The organism is Ruixingdingia sedimenti (assembly GCF_031432425.1).
GTDB lineage: Bacteria > Pseudomonadota > Alphaproteobacteria > Rhodobacterales > Rhodobacteraceae > Ruixingdingia > Ruixingdingia sedimenti.
Genome location: NZ_JAVKPH010000001.1, coordinates 208,224 through 228,755, shown reverse-complemented (window position 1 = coordinate 228,755; position 20,532 = coordinate 208,224). Strand labels below are relative to the sequence as shown.

General features: G+C 68.4%; 20 protein-coding genes. 15 read left to right on the top strand and 5 right to left on the bottom strand.

Translation table 11 applies throughout. The annotated features are described in order from the left end of the window. The first annotated feature begins 26 nt into the window (after window positions 1-26). The 8 genes from RGD00_RS01175 (at window position 27) to RGD00_RS01140 (ending at window position 8,209) form a co-directional block, all read left to right on the top strand. Window positions 27-1,793: an FAD-dependent monooxygenase gene (locus tag RGD00_RS01175; RefSeq protein ID WP_310455273.1), complete on the top strand. Its 1,767-nt coding sequence runs from the start codon at window positions 27-29 to the stop codon at window positions 1,791-1,793. Window positions 1,794-1,845: 52 nt separating this feature from the next. Next, entirely contained in the window at window positions 1,846-3,366 is a 1,521-nt protein-coding gene (locus tag RGD00_RS01170; RefSeq protein WP_310455272.1) for an AMP-binding protein, read from the top strand. A gap of 9 nt (window positions 3,367-3,375) precedes the next feature. Continuing rightward, window positions 3,376-4,122 carry an SDR family NAD(P)-dependent oxidoreductase gene (locus RGD00_RS01165; RefSeq protein ID WP_310455271.1) on the top strand — a complete coding sequence of 249 codons (747 nt, stop codon included), beginning with the start codon at window positions 3,376-3,378 and terminating at the stop codon, window positions 4,120-4,122. An 84-nt stretch (window positions 4,123-4,206) separates the two neighbouring features. Then, the gene (locus tag RGD00_RS01160) at window positions 4,207-4,593 is read left to right on the top strand and encodes an EthD domain-containing protein (RefSeq protein WP_310455270.1); all 387 of its coding nucleotides are present in this window, start codon (window positions 4,207-4,209) and stop codon (window positions 4,591-4,593) included. An 11-nt stretch (window positions 4,594-4,604) separates the two neighbouring features. Further along, window positions 4,605-5,390 carry an SDR family NAD(P)-dependent oxidoreductase gene (locus RGD00_RS01155; protein WP_310455269.1) on the top strand — a complete coding sequence of 262 codons (786 nt, stop codon included), beginning with the start codon at window positions 4,605-4,607 and terminating at the stop codon, window positions 5,388-5,390. Window positions 5,391-5,412: 22 nt separating this feature from the next. Continuing rightward, complete coding sequence (locus RGD00_RS01150; RefSeq protein WP_310455268.1) at window positions 5,413-6,177, top strand: SDR family NAD(P)-dependent oxidoreductase; 765 nt, start codon at window positions 5,413-5,415, stop codon at window positions 6,175-6,177. 29 nt (window positions 6,178-6,206) lie between these two features. Next, entirely contained in the window at window positions 6,207-7,190 is a 984-nt protein-coding gene (locus RGD00_RS01145; protein WP_310455267.1) for a zinc-binding dehydrogenase, read from the top strand. A gap of 14 nt (window positions 7,191-7,204) precedes the next feature. Beyond that, window positions 7,205-8,209, top strand: coding sequence for a zinc-dependent alcohol dehydrogenase family protein (locus RGD00_RS01140; protein WP_310455266.1), 1,005 nt, complete (start codon window positions 7,205-7,207; stop codon window positions 8,207-8,209). 344 nt (window positions 8,210-8,553) lie between these two features. Here RGD00_RS01140 and RGD00_RS01135 read toward each other — a convergent pair whose 3' ends face one another. The 5 genes from RGD00_RS01135 to wrbA all read right to left on the bottom strand — a co-directional run bounded on the left by RGD00_RS01135 (window position 8,554) and on the right by wrbA (window position 13,621). After that, window positions 8,554-9,453: a hydroxymethylglutaryl-CoA lyase gene (locus RGD00_RS01135; RefSeq protein WP_310455265.1), complete on the bottom strand. Its 900-nt coding sequence runs from the start codon at window positions 9,451-9,453 to the stop codon at window positions 8,554-8,556. Then, a complete protein-coding gene (locus RGD00_RS01130) occupies window positions 9,453-10,676 on the bottom strand; it encodes a CaiB/BaiF CoA transferase family protein (protein WP_310455264.1) in 1,224 nt (407 codons plus the stop codon). The genes RGD00_RS01135 and RGD00_RS01130 overlap by 1 nt, the downstream gene beginning before the upstream one ends. Window positions 10,677-10,881: 205 nt before the next feature. Continuing rightward, the gene (locus RGD00_RS01125) at window positions 10,882-12,141 is read right to left on the bottom strand and encodes an MFS transporter (protein WP_310455263.1); all 1,260 of its coding nucleotides are present in this window, start codon (window positions 12,139-12,141) and stop codon (window positions 10,882-10,884) included. Between the two features lie 95 nt (window positions 12,142-12,236). Beyond that, complete coding sequence (locus RGD00_RS01120; protein ID WP_310455260.1) at window positions 12,237-12,989, bottom strand: SDR family NAD(P)-dependent oxidoreductase; 753 nt, start codon at window positions 12,987-12,989, stop codon at window positions 12,237-12,239. Between the two features lie 8 nt (window positions 12,990-12,997). Further along, window positions 12,998-13,621 carry an NAD(P)H:quinone oxidoreductase gene (wrbA, locus tag RGD00_RS01115; protein ID WP_310455259.1) on the bottom strand — a complete coding sequence of 208 codons (624 nt, stop codon included), beginning with the start codon at window positions 13,619-13,621 and terminating at the stop codon, window positions 12,998-13,000. Window positions 13,622-13,770: 149 nt separating this feature from the next. On the opposite strand from wrbA, the gene RGD00_RS01110 reads away from it, so the two are divergent. The 7 genes from RGD00_RS01110 to RGD00_RS01080 all read left to right on the top strand — a co-directional run bounded on the left by RGD00_RS01110 (window position 13,771) and on the right by RGD00_RS01080 (window position 20,530). Beyond that, the gene (locus tag RGD00_RS01110; RefSeq protein ID WP_310455258.1) at window positions 13,771-14,313 is read left to right on the top strand and encodes a nuclear transport factor 2 family protein; all 543 of its coding nucleotides are present in this window, start codon (window positions 13,771-13,773) and stop codon (window positions 14,311-14,313) included. A 10-nt stretch (window positions 14,314-14,323) separates the two neighbouring features. Further along, window positions 14,324-15,097: an SDR family NAD(P)-dependent oxidoreductase gene (locus RGD00_RS01105; RefSeq protein WP_310455257.1), complete on the top strand. Its 774-nt coding sequence runs from the start codon at window positions 14,324-14,326 to the stop codon at window positions 15,095-15,097. A 100-nt stretch (window positions 15,098-15,197) separates the two neighbouring features. Beyond that, window positions 15,198-16,427 (top strand): cytochrome P450, encoded by a 1,230-nt coding sequence (locus RGD00_RS01100; RefSeq protein ID WP_310455256.1) that lies wholly within the window; start codon window positions 15,198-15,200, stop codon window positions 16,425-16,427. Between the two features lie 214 nt (window positions 16,428-16,641). Beyond that, window positions 16,642-17,676 carry a TRAP transporter substrate-binding protein gene (locus RGD00_RS01095; RefSeq protein ID WP_310455254.1) on the top strand — a complete coding sequence of 345 codons (1,035 nt, stop codon included), beginning with the start codon at window positions 16,642-16,644 and terminating at the stop codon, window positions 17,674-17,676. A gap of 30 nt (window positions 17,677-17,706) precedes the next feature. Further along, window positions 17,707-18,252, top strand: a complete 546-nt coding sequence (locus tag RGD00_RS01090) for a TRAP transporter small permease (RefSeq protein ID WP_310455253.1) — start codon at window positions 17,707-17,709, stop codon at window positions 18,250-18,252. A 3-nt stretch (window positions 18,253-18,255) separates the two neighbouring features. Further along, on the top strand, window positions 18,256-19,551 hold the full coding sequence (locus tag RGD00_RS01085; RefSeq protein ID WP_310455252.1) for a TRAP transporter large permease: 1,296 nt from the start codon (window positions 18,256-18,258) through the stop codon (window positions 19,549-19,551). 151 nt (window positions 19,552-19,702) lie between these two features. After that, the gene (locus RGD00_RS01080) at window positions 19,703-20,530 is read left to right on the top strand and encodes an SDR family NAD(P)-dependent oxidoreductase (RefSeq protein WP_310455250.1); all 828 of its coding nucleotides are present in this window, start codon (window positions 19,703-19,705) and stop codon (window positions 20,528-20,530) included. Window positions 20,531-20,532: the final 2 nt, after the last annotated feature.

Here is a 20,532-nt window from a genome sequence, read left to right as displayed (position 1 = left end):
GAAGAACCCGAACACCGGAGTAACCAATGACCACCATTCGCGTTCCTGTCCTGATCGTCGGGGCCGGCGGCTGCGGCCTGACCTCTTCCATCGCGCTGTCGGAACTGGGGGTGAAGTCGCTTCTGGTCGAGCGTCACCCGACGACCGGCCGCCTGCCCAAGGCGCGCTATGTCAACCAGCGCACGATGGAGGTCTTTCGCCAACTGGGGGTCGCCGATACCGTCTATGCCAAGGCGATGCCGCTCAGGCATATCTCGCGCATCCGCTGGTGCACGACGCTGGCGGGCGACGGGCCGCTGGACCGGCGCGAGTTCTTTTCGATCGACAGTTTCGGCGGCGGCAGCCTGACGCATTATGCCAAGGACAGCCCCTGTGAAAGCAACCTCTATCCGCAGGTGCGGCTGGAACCCCTGCTGATCGAACAGGCGCAGGCCCGCAATCCCGGGGGGCTGCTGTTCAACCACGAACTGACGGCGATGGTGCAGGACGACCAGAAGGTCACGGCCACCATCCACAACCGCGAGACGGGCGAGGATTTCACCGTCGAGGCCGACTATCTGATCGCCGCCGACGGCGGGCGCACCATCGGCCCCATCGTCGGCAGCGAACTGCGCGGCAAGCGCAATCTGGTGGAAATGGTGACGGTCTATTTCCGCGCCGACCTGTCGAAATACTGGGACGACGACTATGCCATGACGACATGGTTCGTGAACCCCGGTGGCGGATCGTGGAGCAGCGGTGTTCTGGGCAAGCTCGGCCCGACGAAATTCGACCGCCATTCCGAGGAATGGATGTTCCACTTCAGCTTCCGCCCCGACGACCCGGCGCGGTTCGACGAAAGCTCGCTGGTGCCGCGGATGCGCGACCTGATGAAGCTGCCGGGGCTGGAACCCGACATCATCGGCATCGGCCACTGGACGGTCGAGGGCGTGCTGGCCGACCGTTATCGTTTCGGCCGGGTGTTCCTCGCGGGCGATTCCGCCCACCGCCACCCGCCGACCACGGGCCTTGGCCTGAACTCCGCCGTGCAGGACGCGCATAACCTTGCGTGGAAGCTCGCTGCGGTGGTGAAGGGGCAGGCGAGCGACGGTTTGCTGGACAGCTACGAGGCCGAACGCCGGCCGGTGGCGGCGCGCAACGTGTCCTGGGCGCTGATGACGTTCGAGAACCACGCCCTGACCGATACCGTGATCGGCCTCGTGCGCGGCGACAAGGACGCGAGCGAAAAGAACTTCGCCATGTTCTTTTCCGAAACCGACGAGGGCCGGACCCGGCGCGCGCGCATGCGCCATGTGCTGGACGTGCAGCGCATGGAATGGCAGGCGCATGATCTGGAACTCGGCTTCGACTATGCGCAGGGCGGCGGCGCCATCGTGCCCGACGGCACGCTTGCCCCGGTGCGCGACCCGATGGGCGGGATCTACACCCCCGTCACCCGGCCCGGCCACCGGCTGCCGCATGCCTGGCTGGAAAAGGACGGGCAGCGGGTGTCCACGCTCGATCTGGCGGGATGGGGGCGGTTCGTCCTCATCACCGGGGCGCGCGGCGGCGCATGGGAGGAAGCGGCGGCGCGCATCGCGGCCGAACGCGGCGTGACGCTGGAAATCGCCCGCATCGGCGACGGCGGCACCCATGCGGATGCCGACCGCGCCTGGACCGGCCTGCGGCAGGTGAACGAGGACGGCGCGATCCTCGTGCGCCCCGACAACCACGTCGCCTGGCGGTCGACCGAACTGGCCGCCGACCCCGAGGCGGTGCTGCGCGATGCCTTCGCGCAGGTGCTGCGCCACTGACATTTCCGGCCGGGGCCCCGCGCCCCGCCGGCCCGAATATGGAGATGCCCCGATGAACCTCTTCCACCTGCTGGACCAGGCGGCCACACGGTTTCCCGACCACGGCGCGGTCTACCTGGGGGCAGACCGCGTAGCCACCTATGCCGAACTGCGCCTGCGCAGCCTGCGGCTGGCGGCGGGCCTTCAGCGCGACTGCGCGCCCGGCGCGCGGATCGCGGTCTTTTCCGAGAACTGCCCCCAGTATGTGGAACTGATGTTCGGCATCTGGGCGGGTAGCATGGTCTTTGCCCCGATCAACGCCAAGCTGCACCCCAAGGAGGCGGTCCAGATCCTGGAGGATTCGGGGGCAGAGATCGCCTTCGTATCCGCAAAGCTGGCCAGGGGTCTGGCGCCCGAACTGCCGGGCAGCGGCGCCGCGGCCTGCCGGCTGGTGGTGGTGGGCAGCCCGGATCACGAGGCGATTCTGGCGCCCGAGCCGCTGGTCCATGTCGCCTCGGACCCCGAGGCGCTGGCCTGGCTCTTCTTCACCTCGGGCACCACGGGGCGGTCCAAGGGCGCGATGCTGTCGCACCGCAACATGATGGCGATGACGGTGGCGCATCTGGCCGACATGGATTCGGCGGATGAAACCAACAGCCTGCTGCATGCCGCGCCGATGTCGCATGGATCGGGGCTTTACATGCCCGCCTATGTCGCGCGCGGCGCGCGGCAGGTCGTGCCGGTATCGGGCGGCTTCGATCCCGAGGAGTTCATGGATCTTTGCGGCATCCACCCGGGCGTCGCGGTGTTCTTCGCCCCCACCATGGTGCAGCGCCTGCGCGTCCATGCCGAAACCACCGGCCGGCGGCCGCAGAACCTGCAAACCGTCATCTACGGCGGCGGACCGATGTATCTGGAGGAAATCCGCAAGTCGCTGAAGATCTTTGGCAATGTGTTCGTGCAGATCTTCGGCCAGGGCGAGGCGCCGATGACCATCACCGGCCTGCGCCGGCGCGACTATGAGGGGGCGGACGATGCGCTGCTCGGCTCGGTCGGCTATCCGCGCTCGGGCGTGCAGGTGGCGGTGGTCGATCCCGACGGTACGCCGCTGCCGCCGGGCGAGGTGGGCGAGGTCATCTGCCGCGGCGACGTGGTGATGGGCGGCTACTGGAACAACCCCAAGGCCACCGCCGAGGCGCTGCGCGGCGGTTGGCTTTATACCGGCGACATGGGGTCCATGGACGAACGCGGCTGCCTGACGCTGCGCGACCGTTCCAAGGACGTGATCATTTCGGGCGGCACGAACATCTACCCGCGCGAGGTGGAAGAGGCGCTGCTGAAACATCCCGGGGTGGCAGAGGTCTGCATCGTCGGCCAGAAACATGCCGAATGGGGCGAGATCGTGGTGGCCGTGGTGGTGCCCGAACCCGGCGCGGCGGTGGAACCGGCGGATCTGGACGCCCATTGCAACGCCCATATCGCGCGCTTCAAGCGGCCGAAGAAATACATCTTCGCCGAGAGCCTGCCCAAGAGCAACTACGGCAAGGTGCTCAAGCGCGAACTGCGCGAACAGCTGCCGCCGATCGAGGCATAGGGGGCCGCGATGAACAAGGGTTTTGACCTGACCGGCCAGCGGGTGCTGATCACCGGCGCGGGCGGCACGTTGGGCGGCGCCACGGCGCGGGCCTGCGCGGCGATGGGCGGCGATCTGGTGCTGGTGGACCTGAAGGCGCCGCAGGCGCTGGCCGACGAACTGGCGGCGGCGGGCGCCACGGTGCGGGCCCACGCGCTCGACAGCACCGATGCGGCGGCGGTCGACGCGCTGGTGGCGGGGCTGGGAACGCTGGACGCGCTGGCCGATGTCGCGGGGATCTATGCGGGCGGCGACTGGCTGGCGGGCGGCGAGGGCTGGGATGCCCTGCTGGACCGCACGATGGACGTGAACGTCAAGGGCCCGGTCAACCTGATGCGCGCGGTGCTGCCGCGGATGATGAAGCAGGGATGGGGGCGCATCGCGCTGACGACCTCGCTGGCCGGGCGGAACGCGGGCACCACGCTGGCGACGGAACCGGCCTATGTCGCCTCCAAGGGGGCATTGCAGGCGCTGGTGCGCTATTTCGCGCGGCAGTCGGCGGCCCATGGCGTGGTGGTCAATGCCGTCGCCCCGGGGCCGATCAACACGCCGATGACGCGCGCGTCGGGCCAGCCCTTCGACTTCGACCGCCTGCCCACCCGCCGCTTTGGCGAGCCTGCGGAAATCGGCTGGCCGATGGCGTTCCTGTGTTCGCAGGGCTGCACCTACATGACCGGGGTGGTGATCGACGTGAACGGCGGGCAGCATTTTTCCTGACCCCCTGTCCCCAAGCGCGGGGATAACGCAAGGGCAGGGGGCGGGCGACGATCCGCCCCGACCGAAGGCCAGGGAGGGCGCCGGATGCTGATCGTGCTGGGATTCTACAAGCGCAAACCGGGGCTGAGCCATGCCGAATTCTCGCGCCACTGGCGCGATGTGCACGGGCCCCTGATCCGCAACCACCCGGTGATCTCGACCTACATGCGCCGCTACCTGCAACACCACCTGACGCCCGGCACGGGGTTTCCGGGTGTCGGCGCGCTCGACTACGACGGGTTTTCGGAAAGCTGGTGGGACAGCCTGGAGGCCCGGCAGGAGGCGCACGGGCTGGAGGATTTCAAGCAGCTGGTGATCGAGGACGAGCGGCAGTTCATCGACATGGACGCCACCCGCATCCTGATGTTCGACAACCAGAACGTGGTGATCGGCACCGACCATGCCGCCGAATGGATGGCGCGGCGGGGCTGAGGAGAGGGATGATGAGGGGGTTGCAGGGCCGCGCGGCCATCGTCACCGGCGGGGCGCAGGGCATCGGGCGGGGCATCGTCGAACGGCTTCTGGCAGAGGGCGCGCTGGTGCTGGCGGTGGACCGCAACGCCGAGGCCCTGGCCGGGCTGCCGGCGCAGGAACGGCTGCGGACGCTGGCGCAGGACCTGACCGCAGAGGACGCGACCGAGGCGGCGGTGGCCGCCTGCCGCGACGCCTTCGGCAAGGTCGATATCGTGGTCAACAACGTGGGCGTGGGCAATGCGCCGCCGGTGCATGAAACCACGGATGCGATGTTCGACCATTTCCTGAACCTCAACCTGCGCGTGACCTTCCGGCTGTCGCGCGACGCGCTGCCCGAACTGCGGCGCACGCGCGGGGCCATCGTCAACATCGCCTCTTCGGTGGGGCTGTCGGGGTATCGGCGGTTCGCGGCCTATGCGGCGGCCAAGGCGGGCGTGGTGGCGCTGACGCGCAACATGGCGGCGGATTATGGCCCCGAGGGCATCCGCGTGAACGCCGTCGCCCCCGGCATCATCGCCACGCCCCTGACGGCGGCGCGGCTGGATACGCCGCGGTTCCGCGCCACGATCCTCGGCACGATGCCGCTCGGCATGACCGGCGCGCCGGAGGATATCGGCGCTGCGGTGGCGTTTCTCGCCTCGGATGACGCGCGGTTCGTGACCGGGCAGGTGCTGGCGGTGGACGGGGGGCAGACCGCCTCGACCTATGTCAGCGAGGAAATGGTGGCCGCCTGGGAAGCATCCCAGCCGGTTTGAACATAACGAAAGGAAGAACCAGATGCGCATCGCACTCATTACCGGCGGGGCCGGGGGCCTTGGCTTCGCCACCGCCGAACGCTTCGTCAAGGACGGCATGACCGTGGTCATCGCCGAACTCGACGGCAAGCTGGCCGACGAGACCGCGGCGAAACTGCCCGGCAAGGGCCACCGCGGCGTGCAGATGAACGTGGCCGACGAGGCATCGGTCGCCGCCGCCTTCGCCAGGGTGGAAAAGGAAGTCGGCCCCATCGCGGTGGTGGCGCATTATGCCGGCATGGTCGGCGAGGGCGGCCTTGCCAAGGGCATCGGCATCGCGGAATCGACGCTGGACGAATGGGAACGGGTGAACGCCGTGAACGGCCGGGGCACCTTCCTCGTCATCCGGGAAATGGCGCGCCACCGCAAGGAAAAGCCGGTGGAACATGGCCGGATCATCACCACCTCGTCGCTGGCGGCGCAGGCGGGCGGCTTGCAGTCCGGCGGGGCCTATTCGGCGGCCAAGGCCGCGGTTCTGGGCCTGACGAAATACGCCGCCCGTGATCTGGCGCGCTACGGCATCACCGTGAACAGCATCGCCCCCGGCCCCATCGACACCCAGATGCTGGCCGCCGCGACCCCGGCCAGCGCCGGCGGGGCCAAATACAACGCCATCGACTCCATCCCGCTGCGCCGGGTGGGCGAGCCGTCGGAAATCGCCGGGGCGGCGGCCTTCCTCGCCTCGGTCGAGGGCGGCTATGTCACCGGCGCGACGATCGACGTGAACGGCGGGCTCTACCTGCGCTGAGGCGGGCCGGCAAGCGAAGGAGGCTGGACATGACGGAACTGATGAAGGCTGGCGTGTCCAGCGAAAACGGGCTGCGCATCGCCGAGGTCCCCCGCCCCGCGCCGGGGCCGGGGCAGGTGCTGGTCAAGGTCGCGGCGGCGGGGATGAACCGCGCCGATCTCAACGCCGCCAAGGGCGCGGGGGTGGCCACCAAGGGCTCGCTCGGCAGGCCCATCGGCATGGAATGGGCCGGCGAGGTCGCCGAACTGGGGCAGGGCGTGACCGGGTTGCGCGTCGGCGACCGGGTGATGTGTTCGGGCACCGGCGGCTATGCCGAATATGCCGTGGCCGATGCCGGGCGCACCATCGCGCTCGGGGATGCGGGGTTCGACCTGCAACAGGCGGCGGTGCTGCCCTTGGTGCTGATGACGGCGCATGACGCGGTGGTGACGAACGGGCGGCTCGCCAAGGGCGATGCGGTGCTGGTGCAGGGCGCCAGTTCCGCCGTGGGCCTGATGTCGATGCAGATCGCCGCCCTTCGCGGTGCGCGGATGATCGCGGGCACATCCGGCAACGCGGCCAAGCGTGTGCGGCTGACCGAATTCGGCGCGACCCATGCGCTCGACCCCGCATCGGGGGATCTGGAGCGCGTGGTGCTGGACGCCACGGGCGGCAAGGGGGTCGAACTGGTCGTGGACATGGTGTCGGGCGCCTCGGTCAACGGATCCATGCGGATGGCGGCGGTGCGGGGGCGGATGGTCAACGTGGGCCGGCTTGGCGGCGCGGTGGCGGAATTCGACTTCGACCTGCACGCGGCCAAGCGGCTCGACTATATCGGCGTGACCTTCCGCACCCGCAGCCCCGAAGAGGTGCGCGCGATCGTCGAGAAGATGAAGGCCGATCTGTGGGATGATCTGCTGGCGGGCCTTCTGCGCCTGCCGACGGACCGCAGCTTTGCCCTGGCCGATGCCATCGCCGCGCATGACCACATGCGGGTGAATGCGCATTTCGGCAAGATCGTGCTGGTCCCCTGAACGTGGAGCAAAGGATGAAAGCTTGTCAGATCAGCCCGGTGGCCGCCGATGGCGCGCTGCACCGGGTGGACCTGCCCCGCCCCGTGCCGGGGCAGGGCGAGGTGCTGGTGCGGGTGCGGGCGGCCTCGCTCAACTATCGCGACCTGCTGGTGGCGCAGAACGTCTATGGCGCGACGCTGGAACGGGTGATCCCGCTGTCGGACGGCGCGGGCGAGGTGGCGGAGGTCGGCCCCGGCGTGACCGGGCTGAAGGCGGGCGACCGGGTGGCGGGCGCCTTCTATCCCGACTGGGTGGACGGGCCGATCACCGCGGGGGCGCGCGTCCGCTCGCTCGGGGCGAACATGGAGGGGATGCTGGCCGAATATGTCGTCCTGCCCGCCCATGCCGCGATCCCGATCCCCGATTACCTGACCTGGGAAGAGGCCGCGACCCTGCCCTGCGCCGCGCTGACGGCCTGGCATGCGCTGTCGGTCGTCGCGAATGTCCGCCCCGGCGATACGGTGCTGTTGCAGGGCACCGGCGGCGTGTCGATGTTCGCGCTGCAATTCGCCCGCATCATGGGCGCGCGGGTGATCCAGACCTCGGGCGACGCGGCGAAGCGTGCGCGGGTGACGGAGATGGGCGCGGATGCGGTGATCGACTACAAGGCCGAACCCGACTGGGACCGCCCGGTGATGGACCTGACCGGGGGCCGCGGCGCCGATGTGGTGATCGAGGTCGGCGGGCCGGGCACGCTGGAACGGTCGTTCCGCGCGGTGCGGGTGGGCGGCACCATCGTCAGCATCGGCTTCGTCGGCGGCGGGGCAGAGGTGAACCCGCGCGCCGTCATCGGCAAGAGCATCCGGTTGCAGGGCCTGACGGTCGGCAGCTGCGCCATGTTCCGCGACATGAACCGCGCGCTGGCGCTGCACGAACTGCGCCCGGTGATCGACCGGGTGTTCCCGTTCGAGGAGGCCGCCGCCGCCTATGCCCATCTGCGGGCGGGGGCGCATTTCGGCAAGATCGTCATAGCGATCTGACCGCCTTTGCGGCGGTGATGCGAAAGACCCCGGTCCCTGCGGGCCGGGGTCTTTTCTTGCCCGCCGGGGGGCGATTGACGTTCATCCCTGCCGTTCGGCTGGCGAAGGCGCGTGCCTTCGCCATCGCGATGCAGATAGCGTTGCCCCGGCCGGGGGCCCCAAGCCCCCGGCCAGCGCCCGCCCCGCCCATGGCGGGCGCTTCTCGCCCGCTGGGGCAGGCGCTGGCCTGGCCGGGTTTCCTGTGATCACGGATTTTCACGGCACCCTTGCGCGACGGGCGGGGGAAACGCGGTGCGTTTCCTGATCCCGCCCGGCCAAACCGGTGTGTGAATGCCGGTCCCGCCTCAGCCCTTCGCGGTCAGCGCCGCGCGCACGCGCCCGCCCGACAGCCCGCCGGGGATCACCGCCCCGTCGCAGGCCACGGGGACCAGCGCGCCAAGGTCGATGCCCGAATGCACGCCCATGCGGTCGAACATCCAGACCAGATCCTCGGTCGCCACATTGCCGGTGGCCCCGGGCGCGAAGGGGCAGCCGCCGAGCCCGGCGAAGGATGCATCGAACACCCGGATGCCGCAGAGCCATGCCGCATGCACGTTCGCCAGACCCAGCCCATAGGTGTCATGCGCATGCAGCGCCCACCGCGTGACCTGCGGATAGCGCGCCATCGCCCGGCGGAAGAGCGACATCACATGGTCGGGCGCCGCCCGGCCGGTGGTGTCGCACAGGCAGACCTCTGCCCCCGGGCGCATCGGCACCAGAACGTCCAAGAGCGCGATCACGTCATCCTCTGCCACCCGCCCGTCGAAGGGGCAGTCGAACGCCGTGGCGATGTTCAGCCGCATGTCCGCCCCTTCGGGCATCGCGGCACACAGACGGCCGTATTCCGCCGCCGAGTCCATCGGCGCGCGGCGCACGTTGTTGCGGTTGTGCGATTCCGACACCGACAGCACGAAGGCAAGGAAATCCGACCCCGCCTGCAACGCCTTCAGCCCGTGCTTTTCCGTGGGCACGAGGATCTGCGGCACGATCCCCGGCAGATCGGCACAGGCGGCCAGCAGGTCGGGCGTGTCGGCCAGTTGCGGCAGTGCTGCGGGCGAGACGATGGACCCGATCTCGATCCGCCGCAGGCCGGTGGCGTAAAGGCGGCGCAGGAAGTCGATCTTGCGTTCCGTCGGGATGAAGGGGCCGATGCCCTGAAAGCCGTCGCGCGGCCCGACCTCGACGATATCCACATGTTCGGCCATCAGATCACCCCTTCGCTGCGCAGTTTCGCGATATCCTCGGCGCTGCGCCCGATTTCGGCCAGCACCTCGTCGGTATGCTGCCCGATGGCGGGGCCTGTCCAGCGGATAGTGCCGGGGTTGTCGGGCACATGCGGCACCACGCCCTGATGCAGCACCGGCTGGCCGATCAGCGGGTCGTCCACCCGGCGCACCATGTTGCGGTGCTGGAACTGCGGATCGCTGGCGATTTCCGCCGCGGTATAGACCTGGGTCGAGGGGATGTCGTGTTCCTTCAGCAGCCGTTCCACCTCTGCCACCGGCAACTGGCGCGACCAGTCGGCGATCAGCTCGTCCAGCGCCACGACGTTCTTCACCCGCAACAGGTTCGAGGTGAAGCGGTCGTCCTGCGGCAGGTCGGGGCGGCCGATCAGTTTCGACAGCTTGTCGAACAGCGGCGCCGAATTGGCCGCGATCAGCATCCATTTGCCGTCCGCGGTCGGGTACGCGCTGGACGGCGCGGCGGTGGGGATGCGCGACCCGGTGGGCTGGCGCACCTTGCCGAAGGCGCCGTATTCGGGCAGCACGCCCTCCATCATCGACAGCACGGCCTCGGTCAGCGCCACGTCCATCGTGCGGCCCGCACCGTCGCCGCCCGCCCGGTCGCGCTGCCACAGCGCCGAGACGATGCCGAAGGCGGCATAGAGCCCGGCCAGCGAATCCCCGATGCTGACCCCCACCCGCACGGGGGGCAGGTCGGTCGTCCCCGGCGCGTGGTCCGACAGGTGGCGCAGGCCGCCGATCGCCTCGCCGATCACGCCGAAGGCGGCGCGGTCGCGATAGGGGCCGTCCTGCCCGTAGCCCGAGATATGCGAGATCACCAGATCCGGCCGCACGCCGCGCATCACGTCATCGCCGAGGCCCATGCGCGCCAGTTGCCCGGGGCGGAAGTTTTCCACCACCACGTCGCATTCCCGGATCAGGTCCAGCAGCAGCGCCGCCGCGCCCTTGGCCTTGAGGTTCAGCGTCACCGACCGCTTGTTGCGCCCGTGCAGCGACCACCAGACGGAATGGCCGTTGACCTGATCGCCCCAGCCGCGCACGGGGTCGCCCTCGGGCGGTTCGATCTTGATCACATCGGCGCCCATGTCGCCCAGGATGCGGGTGCAGAAGGGGGCGGCGATGAAATGGCCGATCTCGAGAACCCTCAGGCCCGTGAGCGGCCCATGTGGGGCGTTGATGGTCATGGTCGGTTCCAGATGTTGGTGGCGTCAGGGCAGGACAGCATAGGGCCATCCCGGATTTCGTCTAGGCGGCACGGGTTGCGGGGTCTGTCCTCCCCCCCGGGGACAGGGGGGCGCCTGCGGCGCCCCGGCTGAACCGTCCCGTCTTTCACCGTGACGGAAATATCCCCGCCGGAGGCTCCGGCGCCATCCCCCCGGGGCAAAGGGATCAGCCGATGCCGCCGGCCTTGGTCCAGGCGGCGGTGCGCTGATAGCGCAGGCCCATCACGATCATCGCCACCGCCACCGCCGTGAACAGCGCCAGCAGCATCGTCACCGCCGGGAAAAGGCCCATCGCATCGGCCACGATCCCGGTGGCGATGATCGGCACCGCGGCGCCGAAATATCCCGCGATATATAGAACCGACAGCACAGAGGCGCGGATGGCGGCGGGCGCGATGCGGTTCACCAGTTCCGACGCCCCCATCCAGCCGAGGCCCTGCGAGATGCCGGCCAGCACCGCGCCGACCCCGAGCCCGAAGGCTGATTGCCAGTGCAGCGTGGCCAGCACCAGCAGCAGGCTCGGCGGTGTCAGGTAGCAGCTGATCATCAGCGCGCGCATATAGGGCATGCGGCGGGCGAAAAGCTGCACCACCCCCGCGGTCGCCAGAAAGGCCACCACCACCAGCCCGCCCGTCAGCCGGCTGCCCGACCCGATCACCTGCCCCACCAGCACCGGGCCGAGCGCCAGCCACAGCCCCGTGCCGGCCCAGACCAGCACGCCCACCACCGTGGCAAAGACGAAGGGGGTGCGGATGTCGGCCGGAACGTGCAGCGTCTGGATGCGCCAGGACACGGTGGCGAAGGTGCGCCGGTTCTCTGGCCGGATGGTTTCCACATAGGTCAGCGCCAGCAGGAAACAGGCCATCAGCCCCACCAGTTGCAGCGCGAAGGGCAGCATCACCGCCAGTTCCTCGGACGCGAAATGCACCACCAGCGTCGCCAGCAGCAGCCCCGCCGCGGGCGAGGCCAGCATCGCGATCGCCGCGATGCGCGAGGCGGCACCCCGGTCGTCGGTCGGGTGCAGTTCGACCAGTGCTGCGGCGGCGGGGCCGCTCATCAGCCCGATGGCGATGCCGTTGAGGATGCGCGCGGCCATCAGATAGGCCATGCCGCTGGCGACCAGATAGGTCAGGCTCGACAGCATGATGGTGAGGATGCCGATATAGATCATCGGCTTGCGCCCGAACTGGTCGCCCATCCGCCCGCCATAAAGCAGCCCCGCCGTGACGCCGAGCGGATAGCACGAGAAGATCACCGTGATGTCGGTGGTCGACAGCCCGAAGCTGCGCTGCCAGATCGGGTAGAGCGGCGTCGCAAGATGGCTGCCCAACAGCGCCAGAAAGATCACCAGCGCCGAGGCGGTATACTGGAACCCCGGGGAAAACCGCCCCTGGGCGGCAACGGGGGTAGGGGAATGCAGGGTCATCGCGGGCTCCTCGCCGGGCTGGCTGGCGGCCCGCCACGGGCGCGTCAGGGTCTTGGGCCGCCCCCGGGGCGGTGATCCCGGGGGCGGGTTAGGGGTCAGGGGTTGGCGGCGTCCACCGTTTTCGTCGTGGTGCCGCTGGTCCAGCCGCCATCGACGGCGATGGACTGGCCGGTCACATAGCTGGCATCGTCGCTGGCAAGGAAATGGATCACCGCCGCGATTTCCTCGGGCTGCGCCGGGCGTTCCAGCGCCGCGATCATATGCCCCGATTTCCCCAGGCGCGAGGCGCTGCGGATCGCCAGCGGCGTGCGCACCAGCCCGGGGCAGACGGAATTGACGCGGATGCCGCGGGGACCAAGCTCCATCGCCGCGTTCAGCGTCGCGGCCACCACCGCGCCCTTGGTCGCGCCGTATTCCACCAGCCCCGCCACGCCGGAAATGCCGGATGCCGAGGCGGTGTTGACGATCGCGCCCCCCGCTCCCATCCGCGCCGCCGCGGCCGCCATGCCATAGATCACGCCCTGCGCGTTGACCCGGAACATCTGGGTGTTGCGTTCGGGTTCCACCTCGGACAGCGGGCGGTGCAGGGCGATGCCGGCGTTGTTGACCATCACGTCCAGCCCGCCGTGCAGGCCGATGGCGTGGTCCAGCGCGGATTCCAGGTCGGACAGGTCGGACACGTCGGTCTTGCGGAAGGCGGCGCCCCAGCTTTCGACCTCTGCCCCCGAATCCGTGATGTCCAGCACCAGCACCTTCGCCCCCGCGGCAAGGAACCGGCGCACCACCGCCTCGCCGATGCCGGATGCGCCCCCGGTGACGACCGTGGACTTGCCGGTCAGATCGAACATCCGCGTGCTCATTTCGCCCCCCCGGCCAGCCGCGCCCGCGCCGGGCCGATCACCGCCGCATAGCGCGCCACCTTGGCGCCGAGCGCCCGGCCCGCCGCCAGAACCTCTGCCGACAGCCCGTCGGCGCCCGCGGTGAAGCTGAGGCCATAGGGGTTGCCGCCCGCCGCCTTGAAGGCCGCGTCGGTATAGCCCGCCGGCACGATGATCGAGCCCCAGTGATAGAACATCGTGTTCAGCGCCAAGAGCGTCGCCTCTTGCCCGCCATGCGGGTTGCCCGCGCCGGTGAAGGCGGCGACGGGTTTGTCCTGCAACTTGCCCGTGGCCCAGAGCCCCCCCGACTGGTCGAGGAACTGTTTCAACTGCGCCGCCGGCAGCCCGAACCGCGTCGGCGTGCCGAAGACGAAACCGTCCGCCCATTCCAGATCGGCGAGGTCGGCCTCGGGGGCGTTCCTGGTCGCCTCGACATGCGCGCGCCAGGCGGGACGGCTGTCGATGGCCGAATCGGGCGCGATTTCCTTCACGCGGCGCACGCGGGTTTCGGCGCCCTCGGCCTCCGCCCCCTCGGCCACGGCCTGGGCCAGGGCGTGGGTGTTGCCGGTGCTGCTGTAATAGATGATCGCCAGTTTCGTCACGGGGTTCTCCTCGATGCGCCGTATGCGGCAGCCTGTCGCAGCAAGGTTATCCCGCGCGCGCCCGGCCTGTGCACCCTTAGGCAGGGACAGACCGGGCGCCGTCAACCGCGTTTCCTGCACCCGAACGCCCGAGAGCCGGAGGATAAGTGATGGACCCGACGATGCAATCCGCCCTGCGCGACATGCTGGTGAAGGAAAAGCTGCACGAGCTGGAAATGGCCTATTGCCGCGGCATCGACCGGCGCGACCCGGATCTGATCCGCTCGATCTATTTCGAGGATGCGTTCGAGGACCATGGCGAGGCCTGGTCGGGCACCGGCTATGAATGGGTGGACTACATCTTTTCGGGCTATCTGGCGCAGTTCGAGAACACCTGCCACTACGTGCTGAACGAGTGGTACAAGGTCGACGGCGACAAGGCAGAGGGCGAGACGCACCGCATTTCCTATCACCGCCGCCCGAACGGGGAGGAGGTGACGGCGGGCTCGCGCACCTTCAACCGCTATGAATGCCGCGATGGCGTCTGGCGGATCAGCTATCGCGGCGTCACGCGCGACTGGATGCTGGAATCGCAGGCGCAGAAGCCCGACCCCTCGCAGCCCAAGCACATGATCCTGCGGCCGAGCCTGCCGGGCGCGCATGACGTGTCCTACGCGGAAATGCCGATGTTCGGCCGCGGCCCGATCTGGTGAGGTGAAGGACATGAACACGAAACCCACCCTCGCCCTGCCGGACCGGCTGAACATGACCGGGCGGCGCGTGCTGATCACCGGCGGCGCGTCCGGCATGGGGCAGGCCACGGCGCTGATCCTCGCCGAAATGGGGGCAGAGGTCGTCATCGCCGACACCCAGCCCGCGACCCGCACGCTGGACCTGCTGGCCGAAAAGGGCCTGACGGCGACGGCGATGCAGGGCAACCTGGCCGACGACGCCTTCGTCGACAGCCTGATCGCGGCGGGCCCGTGGTTCGCGCTGGCCCATTGCGCGGCGATCTTCAAGCCGCCGGCGGACATGGACCCGGTGGAGGGGTTCGAACTCTTGATGCGCATCAACGTGCGCGCCAGCCAGCGCCTTGCCACCGGCGTGATCGAGGGGATGGCGGCGCGGCGCGAGGGCTTCGTGGTCATGGTCGGATCCGCCGCCGGGCAGAACGGCGGCATCATGACCGACAACAACGAACGCTATTACGCCGAATACGCGGCCTCGAAGGGCGGCATGCACACGCTGGTCAAGTGGCTGGCCCGCCGCGCGGTCAAGCACAACGTGCTGGTGAACGGCATCGCGCCCGGGCTGGTGACATCGCCGCTGAACGCCAATGCCGGGATCGTGTTCACGCCCGAGAACTTCTTCATGCCGCTCGGCCGGCCGGGTCAGCCCGTGGATCTGGGCTGGCCCATCGCGATGCTGTGCACGCCTGCGGCCAGCTTCATCTGCGGTGTGGTGCTGGATGTGAACGGCGGATCCTACGTGCCATAAGGCAGGGACAGACCCCGCCGCAGGGTGGCGTTAGCCTTGCGGCAGACATGGCGGGGCAGCCCCGGGCTGTCCCGCACCGCCATAGCGAAAGAGGCCCGCGATGTCCGCCGTAACCGAAGCCAGCACCACCCTGGACGCCGACCTTCTCGACCCGCCGGATTTCGACTGGGATCCCTGGGCGCTCGGCAACATGCTGGATCCCTATCCGATGCACCATGCGCTGCGCGAACTGGCGCCCGTGGTCTGGCTGCCGAAGTACGAGGCCTATGCCGTCGCCCGGCACGAGGAAACCCGGCAGGTGATGACCGATTACAGCCGGTTCATGACCGGCGCCGGGACCAGCTATCAGGACATCCGCAAACCCGGCAAGTTCCGCATCCCCTCGCGCCTGCAAGAGGTGGACCCGCCCAAGCACACCCAGATCCGCGGCGTCGTCACCCGGGCCATGTCGCCGCTGGTCATCCGCCGCATGCGCGGCTTCTTCGAGGAACGGGCAGAGCGCGTCGCCGCGGATCTGGTGGGCAAGGGCCAGTTCGACGGGGTGAACGACCTTGCCATCAGCTATGTCATTTCCGCCTTCCCCGATGCCGTGGGCGTCAAGCTGGAACGCGAGGCGGCGCTGGCCATCGCCGAGATGCGCTTCAACCAGAGCTGCCCGCACAACGAATTGTACGACCCCGCCATGAAGGGCGCCGAGCCTTACATGGAATGGTACGATGCCGCCTGCCAGCGCGACGCGGTGGTGCCCGGATCCATCGCCGATCTGCTGTTCGAGGCGGAAGAGCGGGGCGAGCTGGAAGAGGGCGTGGCGTCCAACATCGTGCGGTCCTTCGTCGGCGGCGGCGTGGATTCCACCTTCAGCGCGATCAGCCACACTCTGCACCGGCTGGCGCTGAACCCCGATGCGTTCCAGGCGGTCAAGGCCGATCCGAAAAAGACCCGCAACGCCTTTGAAGAGGCGATCCGCATGGATCACCCCTTCCAGTATTCGTGGCGCACGACGACGGGCGACACGCATCTGTCGGGCTATCGGCTGAAGGGCGACACCAAGGTCACGATGTTCATGGGCGCGGCCAACCGCGACCCGCGCAAATGGGAAAACCCCGAACGTTACGACATCAACCGCGTGGTGGTGGGCGAATACCTGGGCTTCGGCATGGCCGACCACCAATGCGCCGGCCAGATGATCGCGCGGATGGAGGCCGATTCGATCCTGACGGCGCTGGTCCGGCGAATCAAGTCGATGGAACTGACCGCGACCGCCACCATCCGCCCGGTCAGCCAGATGCGGATGCTGGGCACTCTACCTCTGCGTGTGGTGGCGGAATAACCAGGGATTTCAATGGAAAAGCCCGTCCGCGCGGTGGCGTGGGCGGGCTTTTCCATGCCCGCGCGGCCGGTGGGCGGCATGGTCGCCGGACCCGACTCACCCTTCTGTCCCCGACACAAGTGACAGCGGGGCGGAAACACCGCTGTTACACCGCGAAAACCAAAACCGATGGCGGCATGGCTGCCCGGAAAAACCAACCGGAGGAGATTTTCCCATGAAGGCAATCCTGGCTGCCGTCGCAGCCGCCGCCACCATCGCCACCGCGGCTGCAAGCTGGGCCGAGACCGTGACGATGAAATATTCCTCGTGGCTGCCCGACCAGCACCACGTCAACCAGCGCGTCATGTATCCCTGGTTCGCGGAAATCGAGAAGGTGACAGAAGGCCGCGTCAAGGTCGAGGTGCTGCCCAAGATGGTGGGCACGGCGCTGAGCCAGTTCGACGTGGTGCGCGACGGCCTGGCCGATGTGTCCTTCATCGTCGCCGGCTATACCCCCGGCCGTTTCCCGCTGGCGGAAATGGCGGAACTCTCGTTCCTGGGCAACGACGCGCGCATCTTCGCGCCGATCTTCAACCGCTATTACCGCGAGCATATGGAGCCGCTGAACGAGTTCGAGGGCGTCGAACTGATGACGATCATGTCGAACGCGCCCGGCAACGTGCTGACGCTGAAAAAACCGGTGCGCAGCATCGAGGACTTCAAGGGGCTCAAGCTGCGCTCGACCGGCCCGTACACCACCGCGCTGCTGAACGCGGTCGGTGCGATCCCGATCCTGAAATCCTCGGCCGAAACCTTCGAGATGTTGACCGCGGGCACCATCGACGGCAGCCTCGCGCAGCGTGAAACCGCCAAGAACATGAACATGATCGACCTGATGGGCCATGCCACGCTGGTGCCCGGCGGCCTGTTCAGCTCTGCCCTGGCGGTGATCGTGAACCCCTCGACCTGGGCCAAGATCTCGGCCGAGGACCGCGAGGCGATCAACGCGGTGTCGCACGAGGCGCTGGCGCTGTCGATGGGGACGAGCTTCTACATCGCCGATGCGGATTCCGAGGAAACCATGCGCGCCACCCCCACGCTGAAGGTGGAAACCGCAAGCGATGCGTTCGTGGCGGAACTGAAAGAGGTGGTCAAGCCGCTCGAGGCCGACTGGGCCGAACGCGCCAAGGCCAAGGGCCTGGCCGATCCGCTGGCCGTGCTGGCCGCATTCCGCGCCGAAGTGACCGCCGCCGAACAGGCCGCGAAGTAAGGCACGCCCGCCAACCTGAAAGGGAGCGAGATGTTCAAGAAAATAGAGACACTGACGGGAATTGCCGCATCCTTCCTGCTGTTCCTTCTGATGGTCATCACCTTCATCGATGTCATCGGGCGGAACTTTCTCAACCGGCCGCTGCCGGGTGGGTCCGAACTGACGGAAATCGTTCTTGCCGGCAGCATCTTCTTTCTGCTGCCCAGCGTGGCCTTCCGCGGCGATCACATCGTGGTCGACCTCATCGACGTGATCCGCACGCCGCTGCTGGATTTCATCCGCAAGCTGCTGGTGGGGATCCTGGGCGGGGCGCTGTTCGCGCTTATCGCCTGGCGGCTCTGGATCCTGGGCGGCATGGCGCTCGGCTATGCCGACCGTACCCCGACGCTCGGTATCCCGCTGGCGCCGGTCATCTTTGCGATGTCCATTCTGGCCGGGATCACGGCGCTCTGCTTTGTCGCGCTGCTGTTCCGCCGCGACATCCATATCGGCAACGCCGAACTGGAGCGGATGCTGGAAGCCGAGGGTATCGGCGCCGATGGCGTGACGGGCGCCAAATCGGAAAAGGAGCACTGACACATGACCGTAGCAATTGTCGGCTTTCTGGCCTCGTTCGTGCTCATCTTCCTGCGCGTGCCGATCGCCATCGCGATGGGCGTCGTCGGGTTCTTCGGCTTCGGCTATCTGGTCAGCTGGAAGGCGGCCTCGACCATGGTCGCGCTCGTGTCGCGCGACAGCACCATGACCTACGGGATGGTGGTGATCCCGCTGTTCATCCTGATGGGCAACCTCGTCGCCGGCACCGGCGTATCGAAAGAGCTTTACCGCGCCGCGCAGGCCTTTCTCGGCCACCGCAGGGGGGGGCTGGCCACGGCGACGGTCATGGCCTCGGGCGGTTTCGCCTCGATCTGCGGATCGAGCGTGGCGACCGTGGTGACGATGGGCAAGGTGGCGATGCCGTCGATGCGCCAGTATGGCTACCATGACGGCCTGTCGACCGCCTCCATCGCGGCGGGTGCGACGCTCGGCATCCTGATCCCGCCGAGCGTTCTGATGGTCGTCTACGGCATCATCACCGAAACCCATATCGGCAAGCTTTATGCCGCGGGCTTCATCCCGGGGATGATCGGCATCCTGCTGTACATGGTCGCGGTGCGCTGGACCGTCTGGCGCAACCCCGATGCCGCCCCGCCCGCCGCCCGCGCACCCTGGCGCGACCGGATCCAGGCGCTCGGCGGTGTCTGGGCGGCGCTGCTGCTGTTCGTCGTGGTGATCGGGGGTATCTATTCCGGCTTCTTCACCGCGACCGAGGCGGCGGGCTTCGGTGCCTTCGGCGCCTTCGTCATCGCGCTGGTGCGGCGGCAACTGACGCTGCACAAGCTCTACGACATCCTGCTCGACAGCGCCCGGACCTCGGCCGTGCTGTTCGCGCTGATCATCGGCGCGGCGCTGTTCACCGAGTTCCTGAACTATTCGGGGGCGCATAACGCGCTGCTGGATTTCGTCACGGGCTCCGGCTTCTCGCCCACGGCGGTGATCGTGGTGATCTGCATCATCTACATCATCCTCGGCATGCTGATGGAATCGATGTCGATGATCCTGCTGACGGTGCCGCTGTTCTTCCCGGTGGTGATCGGCCTCGGCTTCGATCCGGTGTGGTTCGGCGTGCTGCTGGTGGTGCTGTGCGAACTGGGTCTGATCACGCCGCCGGTCGGGATCAACCTGTTCGTGATGCGTTCGGTCGCGCCGGATGTGCCGATCCTCAGCATCATCAAGGGCGTCATCCCCTTCATCTCGGTCGATGTGATCCGGGTGGCCATCATCGCGGCCTTCCCCGCCGTGTCGCTCTACCTGCCGAACCTGCTGTTCGGCTGATCCCGGGTGCGGCCCCGCAGGGGGCCGCACCTTTGCGCCGGTCCCGCATCACGGGTACAGACCGGCGGGCACGGGGCCTGTAGGCCCGAACACGATGCAACTGGCAGGGCCCCTCCCGGGGTCCTGCCCTTCACGTTCCAGAGGTATTTCCATGGCCGCTTCTTCCGCCCCCGCCGACCGCCCGCGCGACTGGATGCGCGTTTCGCTGCTCGATGGCCTTGTGGCGCTGGTCGCCGGCGGCGGCAGCGGCATCGGCGAATCCGTGGCGCAGACGCTGGCCCTTAACGGCGCCCGCGTGGTGGTGGGCGACCGCCGCGCCGACATGGCCGAAACGGTCGCCGCCGGTATCAATGCCGCGGGCGGGCAGGCGATCGCCGTGGCCTTCGACGTGACCGACGAGGCGGGCATCGCCGCGGCGCTGGCGGCGACGCGGGCGGCGTTCGGCGGGCTCGACATCCTGGTCAACTGCGCGGGCGTGATCGCGCCCGCGGCGCTGGAGGATGTGAGCCTCGATGTCTGGCGGCATTCCTTCGCGGTGAATGTCGAGGGCGCGCTGCTTCTGGCCCGCGCCTGCCTGCCGATGCTGCGCCAAAGCGCGCATGCCGCCGTGGTCAACGTCTCGTCGCTGGCGGGCGGGTCGGCCTATCCGAACGGCGGGCCCTACGGGCCGTCCAAGGCGGCGCTGATCTCGCTGACGCGGACCATGGCGCTGGAATGGGCGGCCGATGGCATCCGGGTGAACGTGGTCAGCCCCGGCACCACCGAAACGCCGCTGCTGCGCGCCAACATGACGCCGGAAACCCGCCGCCAGCGCGAGGACCGCATCCCCATGGGCCGGCTGGGGCAGCCGTCGGAACTGGCCGACACGATCGTCTATCTGGCCTCGCCGGCGGCGTCCTATGTGACGGGGCAGAACGTGAACTGCGACGGCGGGCTGTCGCAGGCGCTGATGGTGCAGAAGTTCCAGGCCAACAAGTGATC